Below are 18,076 nucleotides of genomic sequence, written 5' to 3' on the forward strand. Positions count from 1 at the left end.
CGTGCGGACGACCCTCGACGGCGCGCTGGTCACCGGGCTCTTGGCGGACCTGGCCGAATCGGACCACGCCCGCGCAGGCCGCTACCCCGGGGACCCGGCCGCCCGCCAGGCCGTGCACACCTGCTACGTCCCCGCCGACCGGATCACCGACGACCTGCCCGCGCGGTGGGGAGCCGAGGCGCTCGCCGCGCTGGACGAGCACGCCCCCGACCCCGCCGCCCTCGCCGCGATCGTCGGGCTGCCCGTGCCGCTCGCGGGCGCCGTCCACGACCGGGTGCGCGCGAAGCTGGCCGCCGAGCCCGTCGAGGACCTGCGGGTCGACTTCGAGGACGGCTACGGTGTCCGCCACGACGACATCGAGGACGCCGACGCCGAGCGCGCCGCCCGGCTGTTGGGCGCGTGGCCCTTGGCCAGCTCGGGACTCCGGATGAAGTCGTTCGACACCCCCGACCTGCTGCGCCGCGGCCTGCGCACCCTCGACCTCGTCATCACCGCCCTCGGTCGCGCGCCCGCGCTTACCTTCCCCAAGGTGACCGCGCCCGAGCAGGTCTCCGCGCTCGCGCAGGCGCTGGAGGTGCTGGAGACACGGCTCGGCCTGGCCGAGGGGGTGCTGCGCTTCGAGATCCAGATCGAGACCACCCAGGCCGTCATCGACCACACCGGCCGGTTCGCCGTCCCCGGCCTCATCGCCGCCGGTCGGGGCCGGGTGTCCGGCTTGCACTTCGGCACCTACGACTACACCGCGGCCTGCGGGCTCGGCGCGGCCCAGCAGCACCTCGCCCACCCGGCCTGTGACTTCGCCCGGCACGCCATGCAGGTCGGCGCGGCGGGCACCGGCGTGCGCCTTTCCGACGGCTCGACCAACGTGCTCCCGGTAGGCGACGCCGTCGCGCACGGCTGGCGCACGCACTACCGGCTGGTGCGGCGGTCGCTGGAGCACGGCTTCTTCCAGGGCTGGGACCTGCACCCGGCGCAGCTGGTCACCCGCTACGCCGCCGTGTACGCCTACCACCTGGAGTCCGCCGAGGCCGACGGCCGCAGGCTCGCCGCCTACGTCGCCCGGACCGGCGGCGCGGTCCTCGACGAGCCCGCCACCGCCGCCGCGCTCGCCTTGTCGCTGCGCCGGGCCGTCGACTGCGGCGCGCTGAGCGCGGAAGAGGCCGCCGATTACTCGGGGCTGAGCGCAGACGACCTGACCGCGTTGATCGAGCGCCGGAGAATAGTGCCGTGACCGACCTGGTTTTCCGCGCGGCCCGGGTGATCACCGACCGCGAGACCGCCGCCTGCGTCCGGGTGCGCGCGGGCCGCGTCGTCGCGGTCGACCCGTTCGACGCTCCGGTCGGCGACGCCCAGGTGATCGACCTGGCCGACGACGAGGTGCTGCTGCCCGGCCTGGTCGACACGCACGTGCACGTCAACGACCCCGGCCGCGCCGAGTGGGAGGGCTTCCCGACCGCGACCAGCGCCGCGGCCGCGGGCGGGGTGACCACGATCGTGGACATGCCGCTCAACAGCGTCCCGCCGACCACGGACCTGCCCGCGCTGGCCGCCAAGCGCGCCGCCGCCGAGGGCCGGGCCCATGTGGACGTGGGGTTCTGGGGCGGCGCGGTCCCGGGAAACGCGGCGGATCTGGCGGGGCTGCACGCGGCGGGCGTGTTCGGCTTCAAGTGCTTCCTGCTCGACTCCGGCGTGGCCGAGTTCGGCCACCTCGACCCCGCTGAGCTGCGCGAGCACCTGGGCGTGCTCGCGGGCTTGGACGCGCTGCTGATCGCGCACGCCGAGGACGCGACCGCGATCACCGACCCCCCGTCCGGCCGCGCCTACGCGGATTTCCTCGCCTCCCGGCCGAGAGCGGCGGAAGACGCCGCGATCGGGCTGCTCATCGAGGCTGCCCGCGCCACCGGCGGCCGGGTCCACGTGGTCCATCTGTCCTCTTCGGACGCTCTGCCGCTGGTCGAGGCGGCCCGCCGCGACGGCGTGCGGCTGACCGTCGAGACCTGCCCGCACTACCTGTCGTTCGCCGCCGAGGACGTTCCCGACGGCGCGACCCAGTTCAAGTGCTGCCCGCCGATCCGCGAGGCGGCCAACCGCGACGGGCTCTGGCAGGGCCTGGTCGACGGCCTGATCGACATCGTGGTGAGCGACCACTCGCCGTGCGCGCCCGAGCTCAAGCGCCTGGACACCGGCGACTTCGCCGCGGCCTGGGGCGGCATCGCGAGCCTGCAGCTGGGGCTGCCCGCGGTCTGGATGGCCGCGCGCGACCGGGGAATCGGCCTGCCCGAGGTGGCGCGCTGGATGGCGGCGGGCCCGGCCGACCTGGTCGGCCTGCGCCGCAAGGGCCGCATCCGACCGGGGAACGACGCGGACTTGTGCGTGTTCGCGCCGGACGAAGAGTTCATTGTGGACGCCGCCCGGCTGCGCCACCGCAACCCGGTCACCGCCTACCACGGCGCCCGCCTGCGCGGCGCCGTCCGGTCCACCTGGCTGCGCGGCGCGCCGGTGACCGGAGACCACCCGCGCGGCCGACTGCTGGAGAGGGGCCACGCGTGACCGAGCGAGCCTGGGTGAGCCTGCCGGATCTTGCCTCGCGCCGGTTCGGCGGGTCGGTGGTGTGGGCCGACGACGAGACCTTCGCCGAGCGGGAGAACCTGATCACCCCGGCGGCGCCCGAGTTCCGCCCGTCGACCTTCGGCCACAAGGGCCAGGTCTACGACGGCTGGGAGACCCGGCGGCGGCGCGAGCCCGGCGACGACCACGCCGTGATCCGGCTGGGCATGTCCGGCCGCGTCCGGGGCGTCGTGGTGGACACCGCGTTCTTCACCGGCAACTACCCGCCCGCCTGCACTGTCTCGGCCTGCGCCGCGACCGGGTACCCGAGCCCGGAAGAGTTGCAGGCCGCGGCGTGGGACGTCCTGGTCGAGCACGCCGAGCTCAGGGGGGACTCGCGCAACCTCTTCGACGTCCCCGGCCCCCTCGCGCGGCGGCGCTACACCCACCTGCGGCTGACGATCCACCCCGACGGCGGTGTGGCCAGGCTGCGCGCGCACGGTGAGCCGGTGGCCGACCCGGCGCTGCTCGACCTGACCGCGATGGACCTCGCCGCTCTGGAGAACGGCGGCCACATCGTCGGGTGCAGCAACATGTTCTACTCGACGCCCAGCAACCTGTTGGCCCCCGGACAGGCGATCGTCATGGGTGAGGGCTGGGAGACCGCCCGCCGCCGCGACGGCGGCAACGACTGGGTGGTCGTCGCCCTCGCCGCGGCGGGCGTGGTGCGCTTCGCCGAACTCGACACCACGCACTTCAAGGGCAACGCCCCCGGCTGGGCGACCCTGACCGGCTGCGACACGACGAGCGGGAACCTCGAAGACCCGGAGGCGTGGTTTTCGCTGCTGCCCCGCACGCGCCTGCAACCGGACACCCGCCACCGCTTCCCGCTTACCGACACCCGGGAAACCACGCACGTGCGCCTCGACATCCACCCCGACGGCGGCATGGCCCGCCTCCGCCTCCACGGCGCGCTCACCGCGGCGGGCCAAGCGGATTTCCGCGCCCGGTTCACCGAGTCGAGTGCGAAATGAGCGGGGCGATCACAGGCCGCGCAGCCGACGCATCCGTTCCGCTGGCGGCTGCCTAGGGCAGGAAACGCACTTCTCGGCGCCGGTCGCCGCGTAGATCAAGCAGCAGGACGCCCGGCGGACGACATTTCGCCCGCCGACGGAAACGAAACGCGGAACCGGCATCGGGCCGATGGCCGCGGCCAACTCCACCGCGTCGGCGGGCGAACCCCCTGCCCACAGCACCCGGTTGGACAGCGAGTCGCCCGCGACGGCCCACAGCGCGCGGCCCCGCGCTCCGGTTAACTCGGAAACACAGTCGATCGCCGCCGACAGCACTGCCCGCAGCGCCGGGCCGGGAGCCGGGCACACCGCGTCCGATCGGGCCGCGAGCAGTCGCCCGTCCGGGTGCAGGTACAGCCGCACTCTGGCGGGATCCAGCGCGAATCCGGTCACCAGGAGCGACTCCACCGTCGGGGCCACCAGGACCGAACTCGCCGAGTACCACCACAGGACGCCGAGGACAGTCTGGTCCCCGCACCGGTAGAGCCGTCCCGCCGCCGCGATCTGCGCCGCGAGCCACCGGCGGTCGCCGAGCGCGTCCACCGAGGTCGGGGCCAGTCCGGCGGTGCTCGCGCCCGCGTGGTGGGGCAGCCGGGCGTCGAGGAGTCGGTACACGTGGCGCACGTCGGTCATCGGGAAGTCAAGTTACAGGTGCGCTTCTGTAGTCGATCGTTTACGAGCCGTGTGGGAAACACGGCTGTAACACGTCCTGGCCGGTAGTTCACCGGGCCGAAACCTGGCACGCGATCCCGTGAAACAGGGCGGCTCGATGCTTCCCGGCAATCAACAGGTTCACGGGAGGACGATGTGAACGCAGGAGATACAGCCTGGGTGCTGGTGAGTGCGGCTCTTGTCATGCTCATGACCCCCGGCCTCGCATTCTTCTACGGTGGCATGGTGCGCGCTAAGAGCGTGCTCAACATGCTCATGATGAGCTTCATCTCTTTGGCCGTCGTGACGGTGCTGTGGGTGCTTTACGGCTACAGCCTCGCCTTCGGCAACGACCTCGGGGGCGGCCTTCTCGGCGGCCTCGACTTCACCGGACTCAAGGGCACCGTCGGCGGCCTGTTCGGCACCGCGCCCGCCGACCCGAACGCGCCGTGGGTCGACGGCCACCAGATCCCGCACCTCGTTTTCCTCGTCTTCCAGCTGATGTTCGCGATCATCACGGCGGCGCTGATCTCCGGCGCCATCGCCGACCGCGCCAAGTTCTGGGCCTGGACGATCTTCATCGCGGTGTGGGCCACGATCGTGTACTTCCCGGTGGCGCACTGGGTGTTCAACTTCGACGGGGCCACCGGCACCGACTTCGTCGGCGGCTGGATCGCCAACAAGCTCGGCGCGCTCGACTTCGCCGGTGGCACCGCGGTCCACATCAACGCGGGCGCCGCGGCGCTGGCCCTCGTCCTCGTCCTGGGCAAGCGCAAGGGCTGGCCGCGCGAGCCCATGCGCCCGCACAACCTGCCGTTCGTCCTGCTGGGCGCGGGTCTGCTGTGGTTCGGCTGGTACGGCTTCAACGCCGGTTCCGCCCTCAGCGCCGGTGACCTCGCGGGCGTGGCGTTCGTGACCACGACCGCGGCGACCGCGGCCGCGGTGCTCGGCTGGCTGATCGTGGAGCAGATCCGCGACGGCAAGCCCACCACTCTGGGCGCGGCCTCCGGCGCGGTCGCCGGTCTGGTCGCGATCACCCCGGCGGCGGGCTTCGTGTCCCCGCTGGGCGCGCTGGCCATCGGCCTCATCGCGGGCGCGGTCTGCGCGCTGTCGGTCAGCCTCAAGTACAAGCTGGGCTATGACGACTCCCTCGACGTCGTGGGCGTCCACCTCGTCGGCGGTCTGATCGGCACCGTCGCGATCGGCTTCTTCGCCACCACCAGCGTGAACCCCGCGGGCAAGGAGGGCCTGTTCTACGGCGGCGGCCTGGGTCTGCTGGGCAAGCAGGTGATCGCCGCGGCCGCGGTCATGGCCTATTCGTTCGTGCTTACGCTGATCATCGCCTTTATCATTCAGAAGACGATCGGTTTCCGGGTCTCCGCCGAAGCCGAGGCCACCGGCATCGACGAGGCGGAGCACGCCGAGAGCGGTTACGAGTTCTCCAGCCTCCGTGGCGGCGGCGTCACGGGCAAGACCGCCGACGCGAACGCCCAGAAGGTCTCCGCTAACGCAGGCAAGGAAGGCTGAGGTCATGAAGCTGGTTACGGCGATCATCAAGCCGTTCACCCTTGACGACGTGAAGGCCGCGCTCGAACAGATCGGCGTGCTCGGCATGACCGTCAGCGAGGTCCAGGGCTACGGCAGGCAGAAGGGCCACACCGAGGTCTACCGCGGCGCGGAGTACTCGGTCGACTTCGTGCCGAAGATCCGCATCGAGGTCCTCGCCGACGACACCAACGGCGACAAGGTCGTGGACGCGGTCGTCGAGGCCGCCCGCACGGGCAAGATCGGCGACGGCAAGGTCTGGGTCACGCCGGTGGAGACCGTTGTCCGGGTTCGCACCGGAGAGCGCGGCACGGACGCGATCTAGCACATGACAAAGGGGGAACGCGGAACACCCGCAACCCCGACAGCGGCGGACCTGGTCCTCGCCCGCGACCGTTTGCTCGGCGCGGGCATGGGGGCCAGGTCCGGCCCGTCGGGGCACCGTCTGGGCCCGGCGGCCCTGCGGGAAGCGCTGGCCGACCTGCACGAGTTCTGGCTCACCGCGCACGCGGCGCAGGCCGGGGTCGGCGGTCGCGGCGAGGGGGTCGCCCTGCTGGCCGTCGGGGGGCTGGGCAGGCGGGAGCTGGTCCCGTTCTCGGATCTCGACCTGGTGCTGGTGCACGACGGCCGCAAAGCCGTCGACGGCATCGCCGAGAAGCTGTGGTACCCGCTGTGGAACTCCGGCGTGGGACTGGACCACTCGGTGCGCACGGTCGGCGAGGCGCTGGACGTCGCCGCCAGCGACCTGCGCACCGCGATGGGCCTGCTCGACGCCCGGCACATGGCTGGCGACGCCGAGATCACCGTCCGGCTCGCCACGGCGGCCCGCGACCAGTGGCGCGTCGGGGTCCGCAAGCGCCTCGGCGAGCTGATCGAGTCCGTGCGCAAACGCTGGCAGCGCGCGGGCGAGGTCGCGCACTGGGTCGAGCCGGACCTCAAGCACGGCCGCGGCGGCCTGCGCGACCTGGCCATCCTCGACGCGCTGGCGTTGGCTCAGCTCGTCGACCGCCCCGGCGGCGAGGTGGCCCAGGCGCACACGCTGCTGCTCGACACCCGCACCGAACTGCGCCGCATCGCCGGGCGCGCCCGTGACGTGCTGCGCCCGCAGGACGGCGACGAGATCGCCGCCGTCCTCGGCCTCGGCGACCGGTTCGCTCTCGCCCGCGCGCTGTCCGGCGCTGGCCGCGCGGTCGCCTACGCGCTGGACGTGGCCCTGCGCTCGACCGGCGCGGCGGCCCCGGCCCGCAAGGTGCTCGGCGTCCTGCGCCGGGCCCCCGAGCGCCGTCCCCTGGACGAGGGCGTGGTGCTGCACGGCGCCGAGGTCGCCCTCGCCCGCGACGCGGACCCCGGCAAGGACCCCGGCCTGCTGCTGCGCGTCGCCGCCGCCGCGGGCCGCACCGGCCACCCCATCGCGCCAGCCGCGCTCACCCGACTCGGCGAGTCCGCCCCGGAGCCGCGCGCCCCGTGGCCCACCGAGGTCCGCCAAGACCTGGTGGCGCTGCTCGGCGCGGGCGAAGGCCTCACCGACGTGGTGGAGGCTCTGGACCGCACTGGCTTGTGGGCGCGGCTGTTCCCCGAGTGGGGCGCGGTCCGCGACCTCCCGCCGCGCGACGCGGCGCACGTGTGGACAGTCGACCGCCACCTCGTGCAGACCACGGTCAACGCCGCGCGCCTGGTGACCTCGGTGTCCCGCCCGGACCTGCTGCTCATCGGCGCGCTGCTGCACGACATCGGCAAGGGCCGCGACCAGGACCACTCGGTCGTCGGCGCCGCCCTGGCCACCCAGGTCGGCCACCGGCTCGGGCTGTCCAAACAGGACGTGGACACGCTCTCGGCGATGGTCCGCCACCACCTGCTCCTCCCGCACACCGCCACCCGCCGCGACATCGAGGACGAGAACACCGTCCGCCGCGTCGTGGACACCGTGGACGGCGACCCGGTCCTGCTGGAACTGCTGCACGCCCTCACCGAGGCGGACTCGCTGGCCACCGGCCCCGGCGTGTGGACGGACTGGAAGGCCCGCCTCACCGCCGACCTGGTTTCCCGCTGCCGCACCGCGATGGCGGGCGGCCCCCTGCCGGAGCCGGTGCCCCTGGACGCGGCCCAACGCGCCCTCGCGGAGTCCACAGCGGAATCCGGAAAGCCGGACGTGCTGGTCGACACGGTGGACCGGCTCTCCATGGTCACCCTGGTCACCAAGGACCGCCCCGGCGTGCTGTCGCAGTCCGCTGGCGTGCTGGCGCTCAACTCGCTGGAGGTCCACGCCGCGTCCGTCGCCACCCACCAGGGCGTCGCCGTCGGGGTGTTCTCGGTGACCCCCCGCTTCGGCTCCATGCCCGACCCGGCCCTCCTGCGCGAGCAGTACGCCCGAGTCATCGCCGGTTCCCTGCCCCTGGCCGAGAAGCTGGCCGCCAAGGAACGCGACTACGGCGGCCGCGCCGAAGACGCCCCGGCCCCCAAGGTCCTCTGGTTCGACCACGAGGCGGGCGGCCCCGACTCCGGAGCCGTGGTCATGGAACTCCGCGCGGCGGACCGCATCGGCCTCCTGCACAGCGTCGCCGCGGCGCTGGAGAAGTGCGGTGTGGACGTGCTGTGGGCGCGGGTGGCCACCATGGGCGGTTCCGCGGTGGACTCGTTCGGCTTCGCCCCCGGGGCCACCGCGGGCTGGCGCCGAACAGTCGAGACAGCGGTCCTGCGCGCCAGCCGGTGAGGAACGCCCCCGGGCGGGGTTGAGTAGTGCTACTCAGCCCCACTCACGGGCCATCACGCTGGGACCGCCCCGCTAACCAGGGCATTCTTTGTCCTGTCACGCCGAGCAGGGCGGACAGGGGACCCGGTTCGGGGGCCCGCTCGGACCGGGGGGTCGGGCGGATCAGCGGGAGAGGGACCACCCTGCTCGGCGAGACAGCTGCCGGGAAGGGGCCCGTCGAGGGGTCGGGCCCCATCCTGGCGACGCACCGCGACCGCACGGAGTCGACCCACCGACCCAGCGCCCACCCGGTCCGCGCTCGCCCCGGCGTCCGCAACCGCCCGCGGTGGATGTCCAGTTCCAATCCCGTGCGTGCTGGCTCGGGTTTTCTGACTCCCGTTCGTCCGGCGTCTGGCTTCCACCCGGTGCGCACTCGCTTCGGCGTCCCCGCCCACCTGCGGCCTGTGTTCTTCGGCTCCCACCCTTCCCTCTCGTGCCGCCCCGCGCGGCCGCCCGCGGGCAGCGCCCCAGCCCACCCTGGCGCGACCACGGCCAGCAGTAGCCCGAAACCGGGCAGCGCGGCGAAGACCGTGATCGCGGCCGCGCGGAAGGCCAGCAGCGCGGCAACGGCAGGCCCAGCCTGCACCGGGCCCCCGCCCCGTTCGCCCGCCTTGATCCCGATCACCTTGCGTCTCCCCTGGTCGTAGTGGGTCTATGAGCCGAAGCTAGCACCGGGCGGAGACCGCCATCCGAAGTTATCCACAGGCTGATCGGCGGAGGTCCGAGCGGTCGGGTTCCCGGGGCGACTACCCTCGACCAGTAGCCGCACCGCGTGCGGCCGTCCGACGACGACACCGCATGGCTGGAGTGCCGCACCCGATGTTCGACACCCTCTCCGATCGGCTCACCTCGGTCCTGCAGAACCTGCGGGGCAAAGGACGCCTGACCGACGCCGACATCGATGCCACCGCGCGCGAGATCCGGATCGCGCTGCTGGAGGCCGACGTCGCGCTGCCGGTCGTGCGCACGTTCATCGCGCGGATCAAGGAGCGCGCGAAGGGCGCGGAGGTCTCCGCAGCGCTGAACCCCGCGCAGCAGGTCGTCAAGATCGTGAACGAGGAGCTCATCGGCATCCTCGGCGGTGAGACCCGGCGGCTCAATCTGGCCAAGACCCCGCCGACGGTCATCATGCTCGCCGGTCTCCAGGGCGCCGGTAAGACGACGCTCGCGGGCAAGCTGGCCCGCTGGCTCAAGGGCCAGGGGCACGCGCCGCTGCTGGTCGCCTGCGACCTCCAGCGCCCCAACGCCGTCACCCAGCTCCAGGTCGTCGCGGAGCGCGCGGGCGTGTCCGTGTTCGCCCCCGAGCCGGGCAACGGCGTCGGCGACCCGGTCGACGTGGCCCGGCGCAGCATCGATGAGGCCCGCCGCAGCCAGCACGACATCGTCGTGGTGGACACCGCGGGCCGCCTCGGCGTGGACGAGGAGCTGATGCGGCAAGCGGCCGACATCAAGGCCGCGGTCGCGGCCGACGAGGTCCTCTTCGTCGTGGACGCGATGATCGGCCAGGACGCGGTGACCACCGCCGAGGCGTTCCGCGACGGCGTCGGCTTCACCGGCGTGGTGCTGACCAAGCTCGACGGCGACGCGCGCGGCGGCGCTGCGCTCTCGGTCCGCGAGGTCACCGGCGCCCCGATCATGTTCGCCTCCAACGGCGAGAAGCTCGAGGACTTCGACGCGTTCCACCCCGACCGGATGGCCTCGCGCATCCTCGGCATGGGCGACGTCCTCACCCTGATCGAGCAGGCCGAGCAGCACTTCGACCAGGAGCAGGCCGAGAAGGCCGCGGCGAAGATCGGCAGCGGCGAGCTGACGCTGGAGGACTTCCTCGAGCAGATGCTCGCCGTGCGCAAGATGGGCCCGATCGCGAACCTGCTCGGCATGCTTCCCGGCGCGGGCCAGATGAAGGACGCGCTCGCGCAGGTCGACGAGAAGCACATCGACCGGCTGCAGGCGATCATCCGCGGCATGACGCCGGGCGAGCGGCAGGACCCGAAGATCATCAACGCCTCCCGCAGGCTGCGCATCGCCAAGGGCTCCGGCGTGGAGGTCCGCGAGGTCAACGACCTGGTGAACCGGTTCTACGAGGCCCGCAAGATGATGCAGCAGATGGCGGGCCGGTTCGGGATGCCCGGCGGCAACCGGGCCAACCAGCGCAAGCAGAAGGGCAAGAAGGGGAAGAAGGGCAAGGGCCGCGGCCCGACGCCGCCCCGCGTGCGCGGCGGGCTGCCCGGCTTCCCCGGCGGTATGCCCGACCTGTCCGGAATGCCGCAGAACCCCGCAGGCATGCCGCCCGGTTTCGGCGGTCTCGACGGCCTCCCACCCGGCTTCGACCCGTCGAAGCTGAAGTTCCCCAAGAGCAAATGACCGCGCTGCACCTGCGCGGCGTGGTCCTGCCCGGCCACGACGAACGCGATCTGTGGGTGGTCAACGGCCGCGTGCGCACCCAGCCGGTGCCGAACGCGGAGACCGTTGTCGACGGCGGCTACCTGCTGCCCGGTCTGGTCGACGCGCACTGCCACGTCGGCATCGGACCGGGCGGCCCGGTCGACCTCGACACCGCGGCGACGCAGGCCGAGACCGACCGCGACGCGGGCACCCTGCTCATCCGCGACTGCGGCGCGCCCATCGACACCCGGCCGCTGCAAGAGCGGCTGGACCTGCCGCGCATCATCCGCGCGGGCAGGCACCTGGCCCGCCCGCGCCGCTACATCCGGCACCTGGGCGTGGAGATCGAGCCGGAGCGGCTTCCGGAGGCCGTCGCCGAGCAGGTGGCCTACGGCGACGGGTGGGTCAAGCTGGTCGGCGACTGGATCGACCGCGACCAGGGCGACCTGGCCCCGCTCTGGTCCGACGACGTGCTGGCCAAGGCGATCTCTGTCGCGCACGACGCGGGCGCCCGGGTCACCGCGCACGTCTTCGGCGAGGACGCCCTGCCCGGCCTGGTCAACGCGGGCATCGACTGCATCGAGCACGGCACCGGCCTGACCGCGGACGTCATCGCCGAGATGGCCGCGCGCGGCACGGCGCTGGTGCCCACCTTGATCAACATCGAGAACTTCCCGGACATCGCCGCAGGCGCGGGCCGGTTCCCCGGCTACGCCAAGCACATGCTCGACCTGCACGCCAGGGCGGGCGCGATGGTCGCGGAGGCGGTCGCCGCGGGCGTGCCCGTCTACGCGGGCACGGACGCGGGCGGCGGCATCGCGCACGGCCGGATCGTGGACGAGATCGTCGCGTTGCGCCGCGCGGGTATGACCGCCGAGCAGGCGATAGGCGCGGCATCCTGGTCGGCCCGCGGCTGGCTCGGCTGGTCCGGCCTGGAGGAGGGCTCGGCGGCGGATCTGCTCGCCTTCGACCGCGATCCGCGCTTGGATCTCGACGTGTTGCGCGCGCCGACCAGAATCATCCTGAGAGGGCGAGTAGTCGGCTGATCCCGTTTCGCGGGCCGATAGTCTCGTCGACACAGCAGTTATCGGACAGGGGGGAGGCGCGTGATGACCCCGCTTCCCGGGGAGCCCACCGCCGCACCGATCACCGACGCGGCCGCCTCGCCGCCCGCGCGCGATCACAGATGGGGTTTCGGTGCTTTCCTGCTGGTCTTCGCGGTCTTCGTGCTCTCGGCGGTGCTTATCGGGGCGCTGATAGGCCTGGCCTCCCCGAAGTCGACCGACTCGGTCGCGGCGATCCTGGTGGGCACGATGGTCCCCACCATGCTCGCCACCGCGGCCGCGCTCCTGGTGACCAAACTGCGCGGAAACGGCCCCAAGATCGATCTCCGCTGGTCCTACAACCGCGAGGACCTGCGGGTCGGCCTCAAGTTCGGGCTCATCGGCCTGGTGTGCACGACCGTCGCCGCCGCCATCTGGACGCGTGTCGTCGGCGAGGACAACGCGACGTCCTCGCTCGGCAGGCTGGTCGACAACCAGGCCATGCCCGTGGCGGCCGCGGTCCTGCTGTTCCTCTACGTGTGGCTGATCGGCCCGCTACTGGAGGAGATCATCTACCGCGGCCTGCTCTGGGGCGCCCTCGAACGGCTGGAGTGGGGCCGCTGGGTGGTGTTCACCCTCACCACCGTCATCTTCGCCGTCAGCCACCTCGAACCCCTGCGCACCTCGCTGCTGCTGGTCATCGGCGTGCCGATCGGCCTGGCCCGGCTCGTCACCGGGCGCCTCGGCGCGAGCGTGGTCGCCCACCAGGTCAACAACTTCCTGCCCGCGCTGGCCGTGCTGCTCATCAGCCTGGGCGTGATGCAGCCGTGAGCATCGACCTCAACAGCGACCTCGGCGAGGGCTTCGGCGTCTGGCGCCTCGGCGACGACGACGCGCTGCTCGACGTGGTCACCTCGGCCAACGTGGCCTGCGGCTTCCACGCGGGCGACGCGTCCACGATGCGCGCGGTGTGCGTGTCGGCCACGGCCAGGGGAGTGGCCGTCGGCGCGCAGGTGTCCTACCGCGACCTCGCGGGCTTCGGGCGGCGGTTCATCGACGTCGAGCCCGCCCGCCTGGCCGACGAGGTGCTCTACCAGATCGGCGCGCTCGACGCGTGCGCCCGCGCCGCGGGGACCCGTGTGGTCTACGTGAAGCCGCACGGCGCCCTCTACAACGCCACCGTCCACCACGACGCGCAAGCGGGCGCGGTGGTCGACGGTGTCCGCGCGTTCGGCGAGCTACCGATCCTCGGTCTACCCGGATCGCGCCTGCTTACCGCCGCCGAGGCAGCCGGGCTACCGGCGGTCCGGGAAGCGTTCGCCGACCGCGGCTACACCCCCGAAGGCTCGCTCGTGCCGCGCGGCGAGCCGGGCGCGCTGCTCACCGAGACCGACGCCGTGGTCGCGCGGGCCGTGCGCCTGGCCGAGGCGGGCGAGGTGGTCGCGGTGGACGGCTCGGTCCTGCCCATGCCCGCCCGGTCGCTGTGCCTGCACGGCGACACGCCCGGCGCGGTCGGCCACGCGCGCGCCGTCCGCGCGGCCCTCGACGCCGCCGGAATCGCCGTCGCCGCCTTCGCTGGCTGACCCGCGAGTCGAGGCGCGGGAGCGGGTCTGGCACAATTGGCGGCTGTCCGTCGTGGCCGGACCCTCTCACCGCGCCATGACGCCTGAACCTTCGGGCTCGGCGACCTGACCCCACTCGGGCCAGCCGCGCTCACCCCCGCGATACCGAGAGCTTTGAGGAGCACCCCAACCCGTGGCTGTCAAGATCAAGCTGCAGCGGCTCGGAAAGATCCGTGCGCCGTTCTACCGCATTGTCGTCGCCGACGCGCGCACCCGCCGCGACGGCAAGGCGATCGAGACGATCGGCCGGTACAGCCCGAAGGAGGAGCCGAGCCTCATCGAGGTCGACTCCGAGCGGGCCCAGTACTGGCTGGGTGTCGGCGCGCAGCCGACCGACTCGGTGAAGCACCTGTTCGAGGTCACCGGCGACTGGCAGAAGTTCAAGGGCCTGCCGGGCACCGAGGGCACCTTGAAGGTCAAGGAGCCCAAGCCCTCGAAGCAGGAGCTGTTCGAGGCCGCGCTGAAGGCCGCGGGCGAGGAGCCCGCCACCGACGCGACGACCCCGAAGAAGAAGTCCGCGCCCAAGAAGGCCGAGGACAAGCCCGCCGAGGCCGCCGAGACCGAGGCCGCGGCCGAGTGAGTGCCCTCGCGGACGCCCTCGAGCACCTGGTGCGCGGCATCGTCGACAACCCCGACGACGTGCAGGTCGAGCTGATCACGACGCGTCGTGGTCGCACGCTCGAAGTGCACGTCAACCCGGAGGACCTCGGCAAGGTGATCGGCCGGGGTGGCCGCACCGCGACCGCGCTCCGGACCGTGATGGCCGGTGTCGGCGGTCGCGGCATCCGCGTGGACGTGGTGGACACCGATCACTGATCACACTGATCGGCGAAGCACATCCATGAACGCAGTGAATCTCGTTGTCGTCGGCCGGGTGGCCAAGGCGCACGGCATCACCGGCGAACTCGCCGTCGACGTGCGCACCGACTCTCCCGAGCGGCGGTTCGCGCTCGGGGCGAGGGTGACCGCCCGGCCGCGCGACGGCGTCGAACGCACGCTCACCGTGGAAGCCGCCCGGAAGCATTCCGGGCGGCTGCTCGTGCGTTTCACCGAGGTCCCCGACCGCGACGTGGCCGAGACGATGCGCGGCGCGCTCCTGCTCGCCGACACCGCCGCCCTGCCGCCAACGGGCGACCCGGACGAGTTCTACGACCACGAGCTTGAGGGCCTGGCCGCTTTCCTGGTCGACGGCACCCGCGTGGGCACGGTCCGCGAGATCACCCACGGTCCCGGCGGTGAGCTGCTGGTCCTCGACCGCGACGGCGGCGGCGAGGTGCTGGTGCCGTTCGTCCGCGAGATCGTCCCCGAGGTCGACGTGCGCGGCGGCAGGGTCGTCCTCGACCCGCCGGAAGGCCTGATCGAGTAGCCGTGCGCATCGACGTCGTCACCATCTTCCCCGAATACCTCGAACCGCTGCGGGCCGCGCTGCTCGGGCGGGCCATCGAGCGCGGCCTGCTCAGCCTGGGCGTGCACGACCTGCGCAGGTGGACCTACGACGTGCACAAGGGCGTCGACGACAGCCCCTACGGCGGCGGCCCCGGCATGGTCATGAAGCCCCAGGTGTGGGGCGAGGCGCTGGACGAGGTGTGCGCGGGCGACCCCGCGCCGCGCCTGGTGGTGCCCACGCCTGCGGGCAGGCCGTTCACCCAGGCCATGGCGCACGAGTACGCCGCGGAGCCGCACCTGGTGTTCGCCTGCGGCCGCTACGAGGGCATCGACCAGCGCGTCGTGGACGACGCCGCCACCCGGATGCGCGTGGACGAGGTCTCCATCGGCGACTACGTGCTCGTCGGCGGCGAGGTCGCGGTCATGGTCATCGTCGAGGCGGTGGCCCGGCTGCTTCCCGGCGTGCTGGGCAACCCCGCCTCCGCCCAACAGGACTCGTTTTCCGACGGCCTCTTGGAAGGCCCGAGCTTCACCCGGCCAGAGGTGTGGCGCGACCGCGCCGTCCCCGATGTGCTGCGCTCGGGCAACCACGCGGCCATCACCCGCTGGCGGCGCGACCGGGCCATCGAGCGCACTTTCGAGCGCAGGCCCGACCTGCTCGCCGCGCTGCCACCGGACGCGCTCGACAAGCACGACCGGGCGCTGCTCGACCGGCTGGAGCGGGCGGCGGGGGCCGATTTCCGATCCCCCGACGGCGTCTGACATACTTTCCGGGTTGACGCGCCCCCAGAGCGCGGCTCACAAGCCCACTCCCAGGCTGGACTGTTCGGCGGCAGGCCGCCTCCGGTCGGGAGGCACGAAGAAATCTCTCCAAAGACGAGGACGGACTACCGATGAACACCCTGGATGCCCTGGACGCCAAGTCGCTGCGTTCCGACATCCCGGACTTCCGCCCGGGTGACACGCTGAAGGTCCACGTTCGCGTCATCGAGGGCTCGCGCTCGCGCGTTCAGGTCTTCCAGGGCGTCGTGATCCGTCGTCAGGGCGGCGGCATCCGGGAGACCTTCACCGTGCGCAAGGTCTCGTTCGGCGTCGGCGTCGAGCGCACCTTCCCGGTGCACACCCCGAACATCGCCGAGATCGAGGTCGCCCGCCGCGGCGACGTGCGCCGCGCCAAGCTGTACTACCTCCGCGAGCTCCGCGGCAAGGCCGCGAAGATCAAGGAGAAGCGCGAGCCGCAGACCGCTTCCTGACGCGGTCAGCACACCGGCTCACGTAGTCTGACGTGCGTGGTCGACCGTCCCTTTCATCGTATGCCGCCGGACGCCGTGGCAGATCCGGAGCAGCGGCGTCAGGAGGCGGTCGACCATTCGCATGATCAGGGCGAGGTTCAGTACACCGAACCGATTAGCCGTCGTGCGGTCAACGGCACCAAGACCAATGGTCACCACGTGAACGGGGCCTCGGCCAACGGCGTCACCGCCAACGGCGAGACCGCCTACACCGACGCCATCCCGCGCAAGCCGCCGCTGCTCCCCGAGATCCCGGAGTTGCCGGAGGTGGAGCCCGCCGAACCGGAGTTCTGGTTCGGCCCGCCGCTGCCGGAGGACTCGCTTCCGCCCGCGGAGGGGTGGACGCCGGTCGCTCCGCCGCCCGTCGCGCGCCCCACTCGTTCGGGTGAACCTGAGCCGCCGTCCGATCCGTCCGACTGGTTCCCGGCCTCGGCTACCGAGCCGCCGGTAGACACCTACGCCCGGTTGGGCATCACCCCCGCGCCGACATCGCCGCAGGACAACCCCGGCCTCCGGGTGGACGACCTGTCGGCGCCGCGGTTGTCGCCGGACAGCCCGCCCGCGGGTCCGCCGGTCACCCATTCGACGGACGTTCTCTTCCGGCCCGACCCGGACCCCGACACCGACCCGGTCTTGCGTCCCGCCGCGCCGGAGTCCGCCGGACGCGCGCAATCTCCTGACCCGGAGCCGCCCAGGGCGGCCTCGCCGCGCACCGGGCCCGCCGACACCCCGGACGCCGAGCCTGCCGACCCGGCCGCGCGGCATCTCACCGAGCCGATCTCGCGCAGGCGTGAGCCGGTCGCCAGCGCCGACTCCGACCTCACCGACCTCATCCCGCGCGTCCGGGCGTACCCGCCCGCGAAGCCGTCGGTGGCACCGCCCGCGGAGACTTCCGACGAGACGCCCGTTCAGCGCGACAGCGTTGACAGCGCGGAAGAGGTCGAGGACCGTCCGAAGCGCGGTAAGCACCGCAGGCCGCCGCGCCGTCAGCCGCTCTGGCGCGAGATCCTGGTGCTGATCGGCGTCGCGCTCCTGCTGACGTTCGTCATCCAGCACTTCGTCGGACGCGTGTACTCGATCCCGTCCGGCTCGATGGAGGAGACGCTGCACGGCTGCCCCGGCTGCACGGGCGACCGGGTCTTCGTCGACAAGATCATTTACTCGTTCCGCGACCCCGAGCCGGGCGACGTCATCGTCTTCGAGGGGCCCAACACCTGGACCGAGAACGACGTCAAGACCGACGAAGGCAACGCCTTCACCCGCGGCCTGCGCTACGTCGGGGCGTTCATCGGCATCGCCCCGCCCAACGAACGGGACTTCGTCAAGCGCGTCATCGCGGTCGGCGGGCAGACCGTCGAGTGCTGCGACGAGCAGAACCGGGTTCTGGTCAACGGCAAGCCGTTGGACGAGCCTTACGTGTACTGGGAAAACGGCGGCCCCGACGAGCGCCAGAAGTTCTCACGCGTTACCGTGCCCGAGGGCACACTGTGGGTGATGGGTGATAACCGAGCGAACTCGTCGGACTCCCGGTTCCAGGGGGGTGGCGGTGTTCGCGGTGTGGTTCCGCTCGGCAAGGTCATCGGCAAGGCGCGCTACATCGTGTTGCCGCCGTCCCGTTGGCGCGGAATCGGCGACCACAACCCACAGGAAAGCCCAGACCTCGCGGCGGCGGGCTGGCATCAGGGGATCCCGATGGGTATCGGGCTGACCGCGGCCTGGCCAGTGCTCTGGCTCAGCCGCCGCGTGAAGGATGTCCTCACACCCAGGAAGGCTGAATAGTTGT

The 18,076-nt window shown here is 72.4% G+C and carries 17 protein-coding genes; 16 read left to right on the plus strand and 1 reads right to left on the minus strand.

From position 1 onward, the window contains the following. Position 1 precedes the first annotated feature (1 nt). From BLS56_RS09215 to alc, 3 genes are read left to right on the plus strand one after another with little or no spacing between them, the layout of a single operon-like run. Positions 2-1,231, plus strand: coding sequence for a DUF6986 family protein (locus BLS56_RS09215; RefSeq protein WP_228771497.1), 1,230 nt, complete (start codon positions 2-4; stop codon positions 1,229-1,231). Next, on the plus strand, positions 1,228-2,550 hold the full coding sequence (allB, locus tag BLS56_RS09220) for an allantoinase AllB (RefSeq protein ID WP_091449545.1): 1,323 nt from the start codon (positions 1,228-1,230) through the stop codon (positions 2,548-2,550). Before BLS56_RS09215 ends, allB begins: the two co-directional genes overlap by 4 nt. Then, positions 2,547-3,581, plus strand: a complete 1,035-nt coding sequence (gene alc / locus BLS56_RS09225; protein ID WP_091449546.1) for an allantoicase — start codon at positions 2,547-2,549, stop codon at positions 3,579-3,581. Before allB ends, alc begins: the two co-directional genes overlap by 4 nt. 9 nt (positions 3,582-3,590) lie before the next feature. On the opposite strand, the gene BLS56_RS09230 is transcribed toward alc, so the two are convergent. Then, positions 3,591-4,253 (minus strand): (2Fe-2S)-binding protein, encoded by a 663-nt coding sequence (locus BLS56_RS09230; protein ID WP_091449547.1) that lies wholly within the window; start codon positions 4,251-4,253, stop codon positions 3,591-3,593. 222 nt (positions 4,254-4,475) lie between these two features. Between BLS56_RS09230 and BLS56_RS09235 the strand changes: the two genes are divergently transcribed. The 13 genes from BLS56_RS09235 (at position 4,476) to lepB (ending at position 18,072) form a co-directional block, all read left to right on the plus strand. Then, positions 4,476-5,798, plus strand: coding sequence for an ammonium transporter (locus tag BLS56_RS09235; protein ID WP_407640500.1), 1,323 nt, complete (start codon positions 4,476-4,478; stop codon positions 5,796-5,798). A 4-nt stretch (positions 5,799-5,802) separates the two neighbouring features. Further along, complete coding sequence (locus BLS56_RS09240; RefSeq protein WP_091449549.1) at positions 5,803-6,141, plus strand: P-II family nitrogen regulator; 339 nt, start codon at positions 5,803-5,805, stop codon at positions 6,139-6,141. A gap of 3 nt (positions 6,142-6,144) precedes the next feature. Continuing rightward, positions 6,145-8,526 carry a [protein-PII] uridylyltransferase gene (locus BLS56_RS09245; protein WP_091449550.1) on the plus strand — a complete coding sequence of 794 codons (2,382 nt, stop codon included), beginning with the start codon at positions 6,145-6,147 and terminating at the stop codon, positions 8,524-8,526. Between the two features lie 858 nt (positions 8,527-9,384). After that, positions 9,385-10,929, plus strand: coding sequence for a signal recognition particle protein (gene ffh / locus BLS56_RS09250; protein ID WP_091449684.1), 1,545 nt, complete (start codon positions 9,385-9,387; stop codon positions 10,927-10,929). Next, positions 10,926-11,996: an amidohydrolase family protein gene (locus BLS56_RS09255; RefSeq protein WP_091449551.1), complete on the plus strand. Its 1,071-nt coding sequence runs from the start codon at positions 10,926-10,928 to the stop codon at positions 11,994-11,996. The genes ffh and BLS56_RS09255 overlap by 4 nt, the downstream gene beginning before the upstream one ends. Before the next feature lie 63 nt (positions 11,997-12,059). Further along, positions 12,060-12,824: a CPBP family intramembrane glutamic endopeptidase gene (locus tag BLS56_RS09260; protein WP_091449552.1), complete on the plus strand. Its 765-nt coding sequence runs from the start codon at positions 12,060-12,062 to the stop codon at positions 12,822-12,824. After that, positions 12,821-13,576 carry a LamB/YcsF family protein gene (locus BLS56_RS09265; RefSeq protein WP_091449553.1) on the plus strand — a complete coding sequence of 252 codons (756 nt, stop codon included), beginning with the start codon at positions 12,821-12,823 and terminating at the stop codon, positions 13,574-13,576. The genes BLS56_RS09260 and BLS56_RS09265 overlap by 4 nt, the downstream gene beginning before the upstream one ends. Before the next feature lie 172 nt (positions 13,577-13,748). Continuing rightward, the gene (gene rpsP / locus BLS56_RS09270; protein ID WP_091449554.1) at positions 13,749-14,195 is read left to right on the plus strand and encodes a 30S ribosomal protein S16; all 447 of its coding nucleotides are present in this window, start codon (positions 13,749-13,751) and stop codon (positions 14,193-14,195) included. Further along, the gene (locus BLS56_RS09275; RefSeq protein WP_091449555.1) at positions 14,192-14,431 is read left to right on the plus strand and encodes an RNA-binding protein; all 240 of its coding nucleotides are present in this window, start codon (positions 14,192-14,194) and stop codon (positions 14,429-14,431) included. The genes rpsP and BLS56_RS09275 overlap by 4 nt, the downstream gene beginning before the upstream one ends. A gap of 25 nt (positions 14,432-14,456) precedes the next feature. Then, entirely contained in the window at positions 14,457-14,981 is a 525-nt protein-coding gene (rimM, locus tag BLS56_RS09280; protein ID WP_091449556.1) for a ribosome maturation factor RimM, read from the plus strand. Between the two features lie 2 nt (positions 14,982-14,983). Beyond that, positions 14,984-15,763: a tRNA (guanosine(37)-N1)-methyltransferase TrmD gene (gene trmD / locus BLS56_RS09285; protein WP_091449557.1), complete on the plus strand. Its 780-nt coding sequence runs from the start codon at positions 14,984-14,986 to the stop codon at positions 15,761-15,763. 131 nt (positions 15,764-15,894) lie between these two features. Next, positions 15,895-16,254 (plus strand): 50S ribosomal protein L19, encoded by a 360-nt coding sequence (gene rplS, locus BLS56_RS09290; protein ID WP_018682038.1) that lies wholly within the window; start codon positions 15,895-15,897, stop codon positions 16,252-16,254. Between the two features lie 198 nt (positions 16,255-16,452). Then, a complete protein-coding gene (gene lepB / locus BLS56_RS32890; protein ID WP_324187506.1) occupies positions 16,453-18,072 on the plus strand; it encodes a signal peptidase I in 1,620 nt (539 codons plus the stop codon). Positions 18,073-18,076: the final 4 nt, after the last annotated feature.

It is taken from the genome of Actinokineospora iranica, from assembly GCF_900101685.1.
GTDB classification, from domain to species: domain Bacteria; phylum Actinomycetota; class Actinomycetes; order Mycobacteriales; family Pseudonocardiaceae; genus Actinokineospora; species Actinokineospora iranica.

What these genes read in the sequence shown, in the direction of transcription:
- BLS56_RS09230 (WP_091449547.1), bottom strand. Translation starts at nt 4,253, where the DNA reads ATGACCGACGTGCGCCACGTGTACCGACTCCTCGACGCCCGGCTGCCC.
- BLS56_RS09235 (WP_407640500.1), top strand. Translation starts at nt 4,476, where the DNA reads ATGCTCATGACCCCCGGCCTCGCATTCTTCTACGGTGGCATGGTGCGC.
- BLS56_RS09240 (WP_091449549.1), top strand. Translation starts at nt 5,803, where the DNA reads ATGAAGCTGGTTACGGCGATCATCAAGCCGTTCACCCTTGACGACGTG.
- BLS56_RS09245 (WP_091449550.1), top strand. Translation starts at nt 6,145, where the DNA reads ATGACAAAGGGGGAACGCGGAACACCCGCAACCCCGACAGCGGCGGAC.
- ffh (WP_091449684.1), top strand. Translation starts at nt 9,385, where the DNA reads ATGTTCGACACCCTCTCCGATCGGCTCACCTCGGTCCTGCAGAACCTG.
- BLS56_RS09255 (WP_091449551.1), top strand. Translation starts at nt 10,926, where the DNA reads ATGACCGCGCTGCACCTGCGCGGCGTGGTCCTGCCCGGCCACGACGAA.
- BLS56_RS09260 (WP_091449552.1), top strand. Translation starts at nt 12,060, where the DNA reads ATGACCCCGCTTCCCGGGGAGCCCACCGCCGCACCGATCACCGACGCG.
- rimM (WP_091449556.1), top strand. Translation starts at nt 14,457, where the DNA reads ATGAACGCAGTGAATCTCGTTGTCGTCGGCCGGGTGGCCAAGGCGCAC.
- rplS (WP_018682038.1), top strand. Translation starts at nt 15,895, where the DNA reads ATGAACACCCTGGATGCCCTGGACGCCAAGTCGCTGCGTTCCGACATC.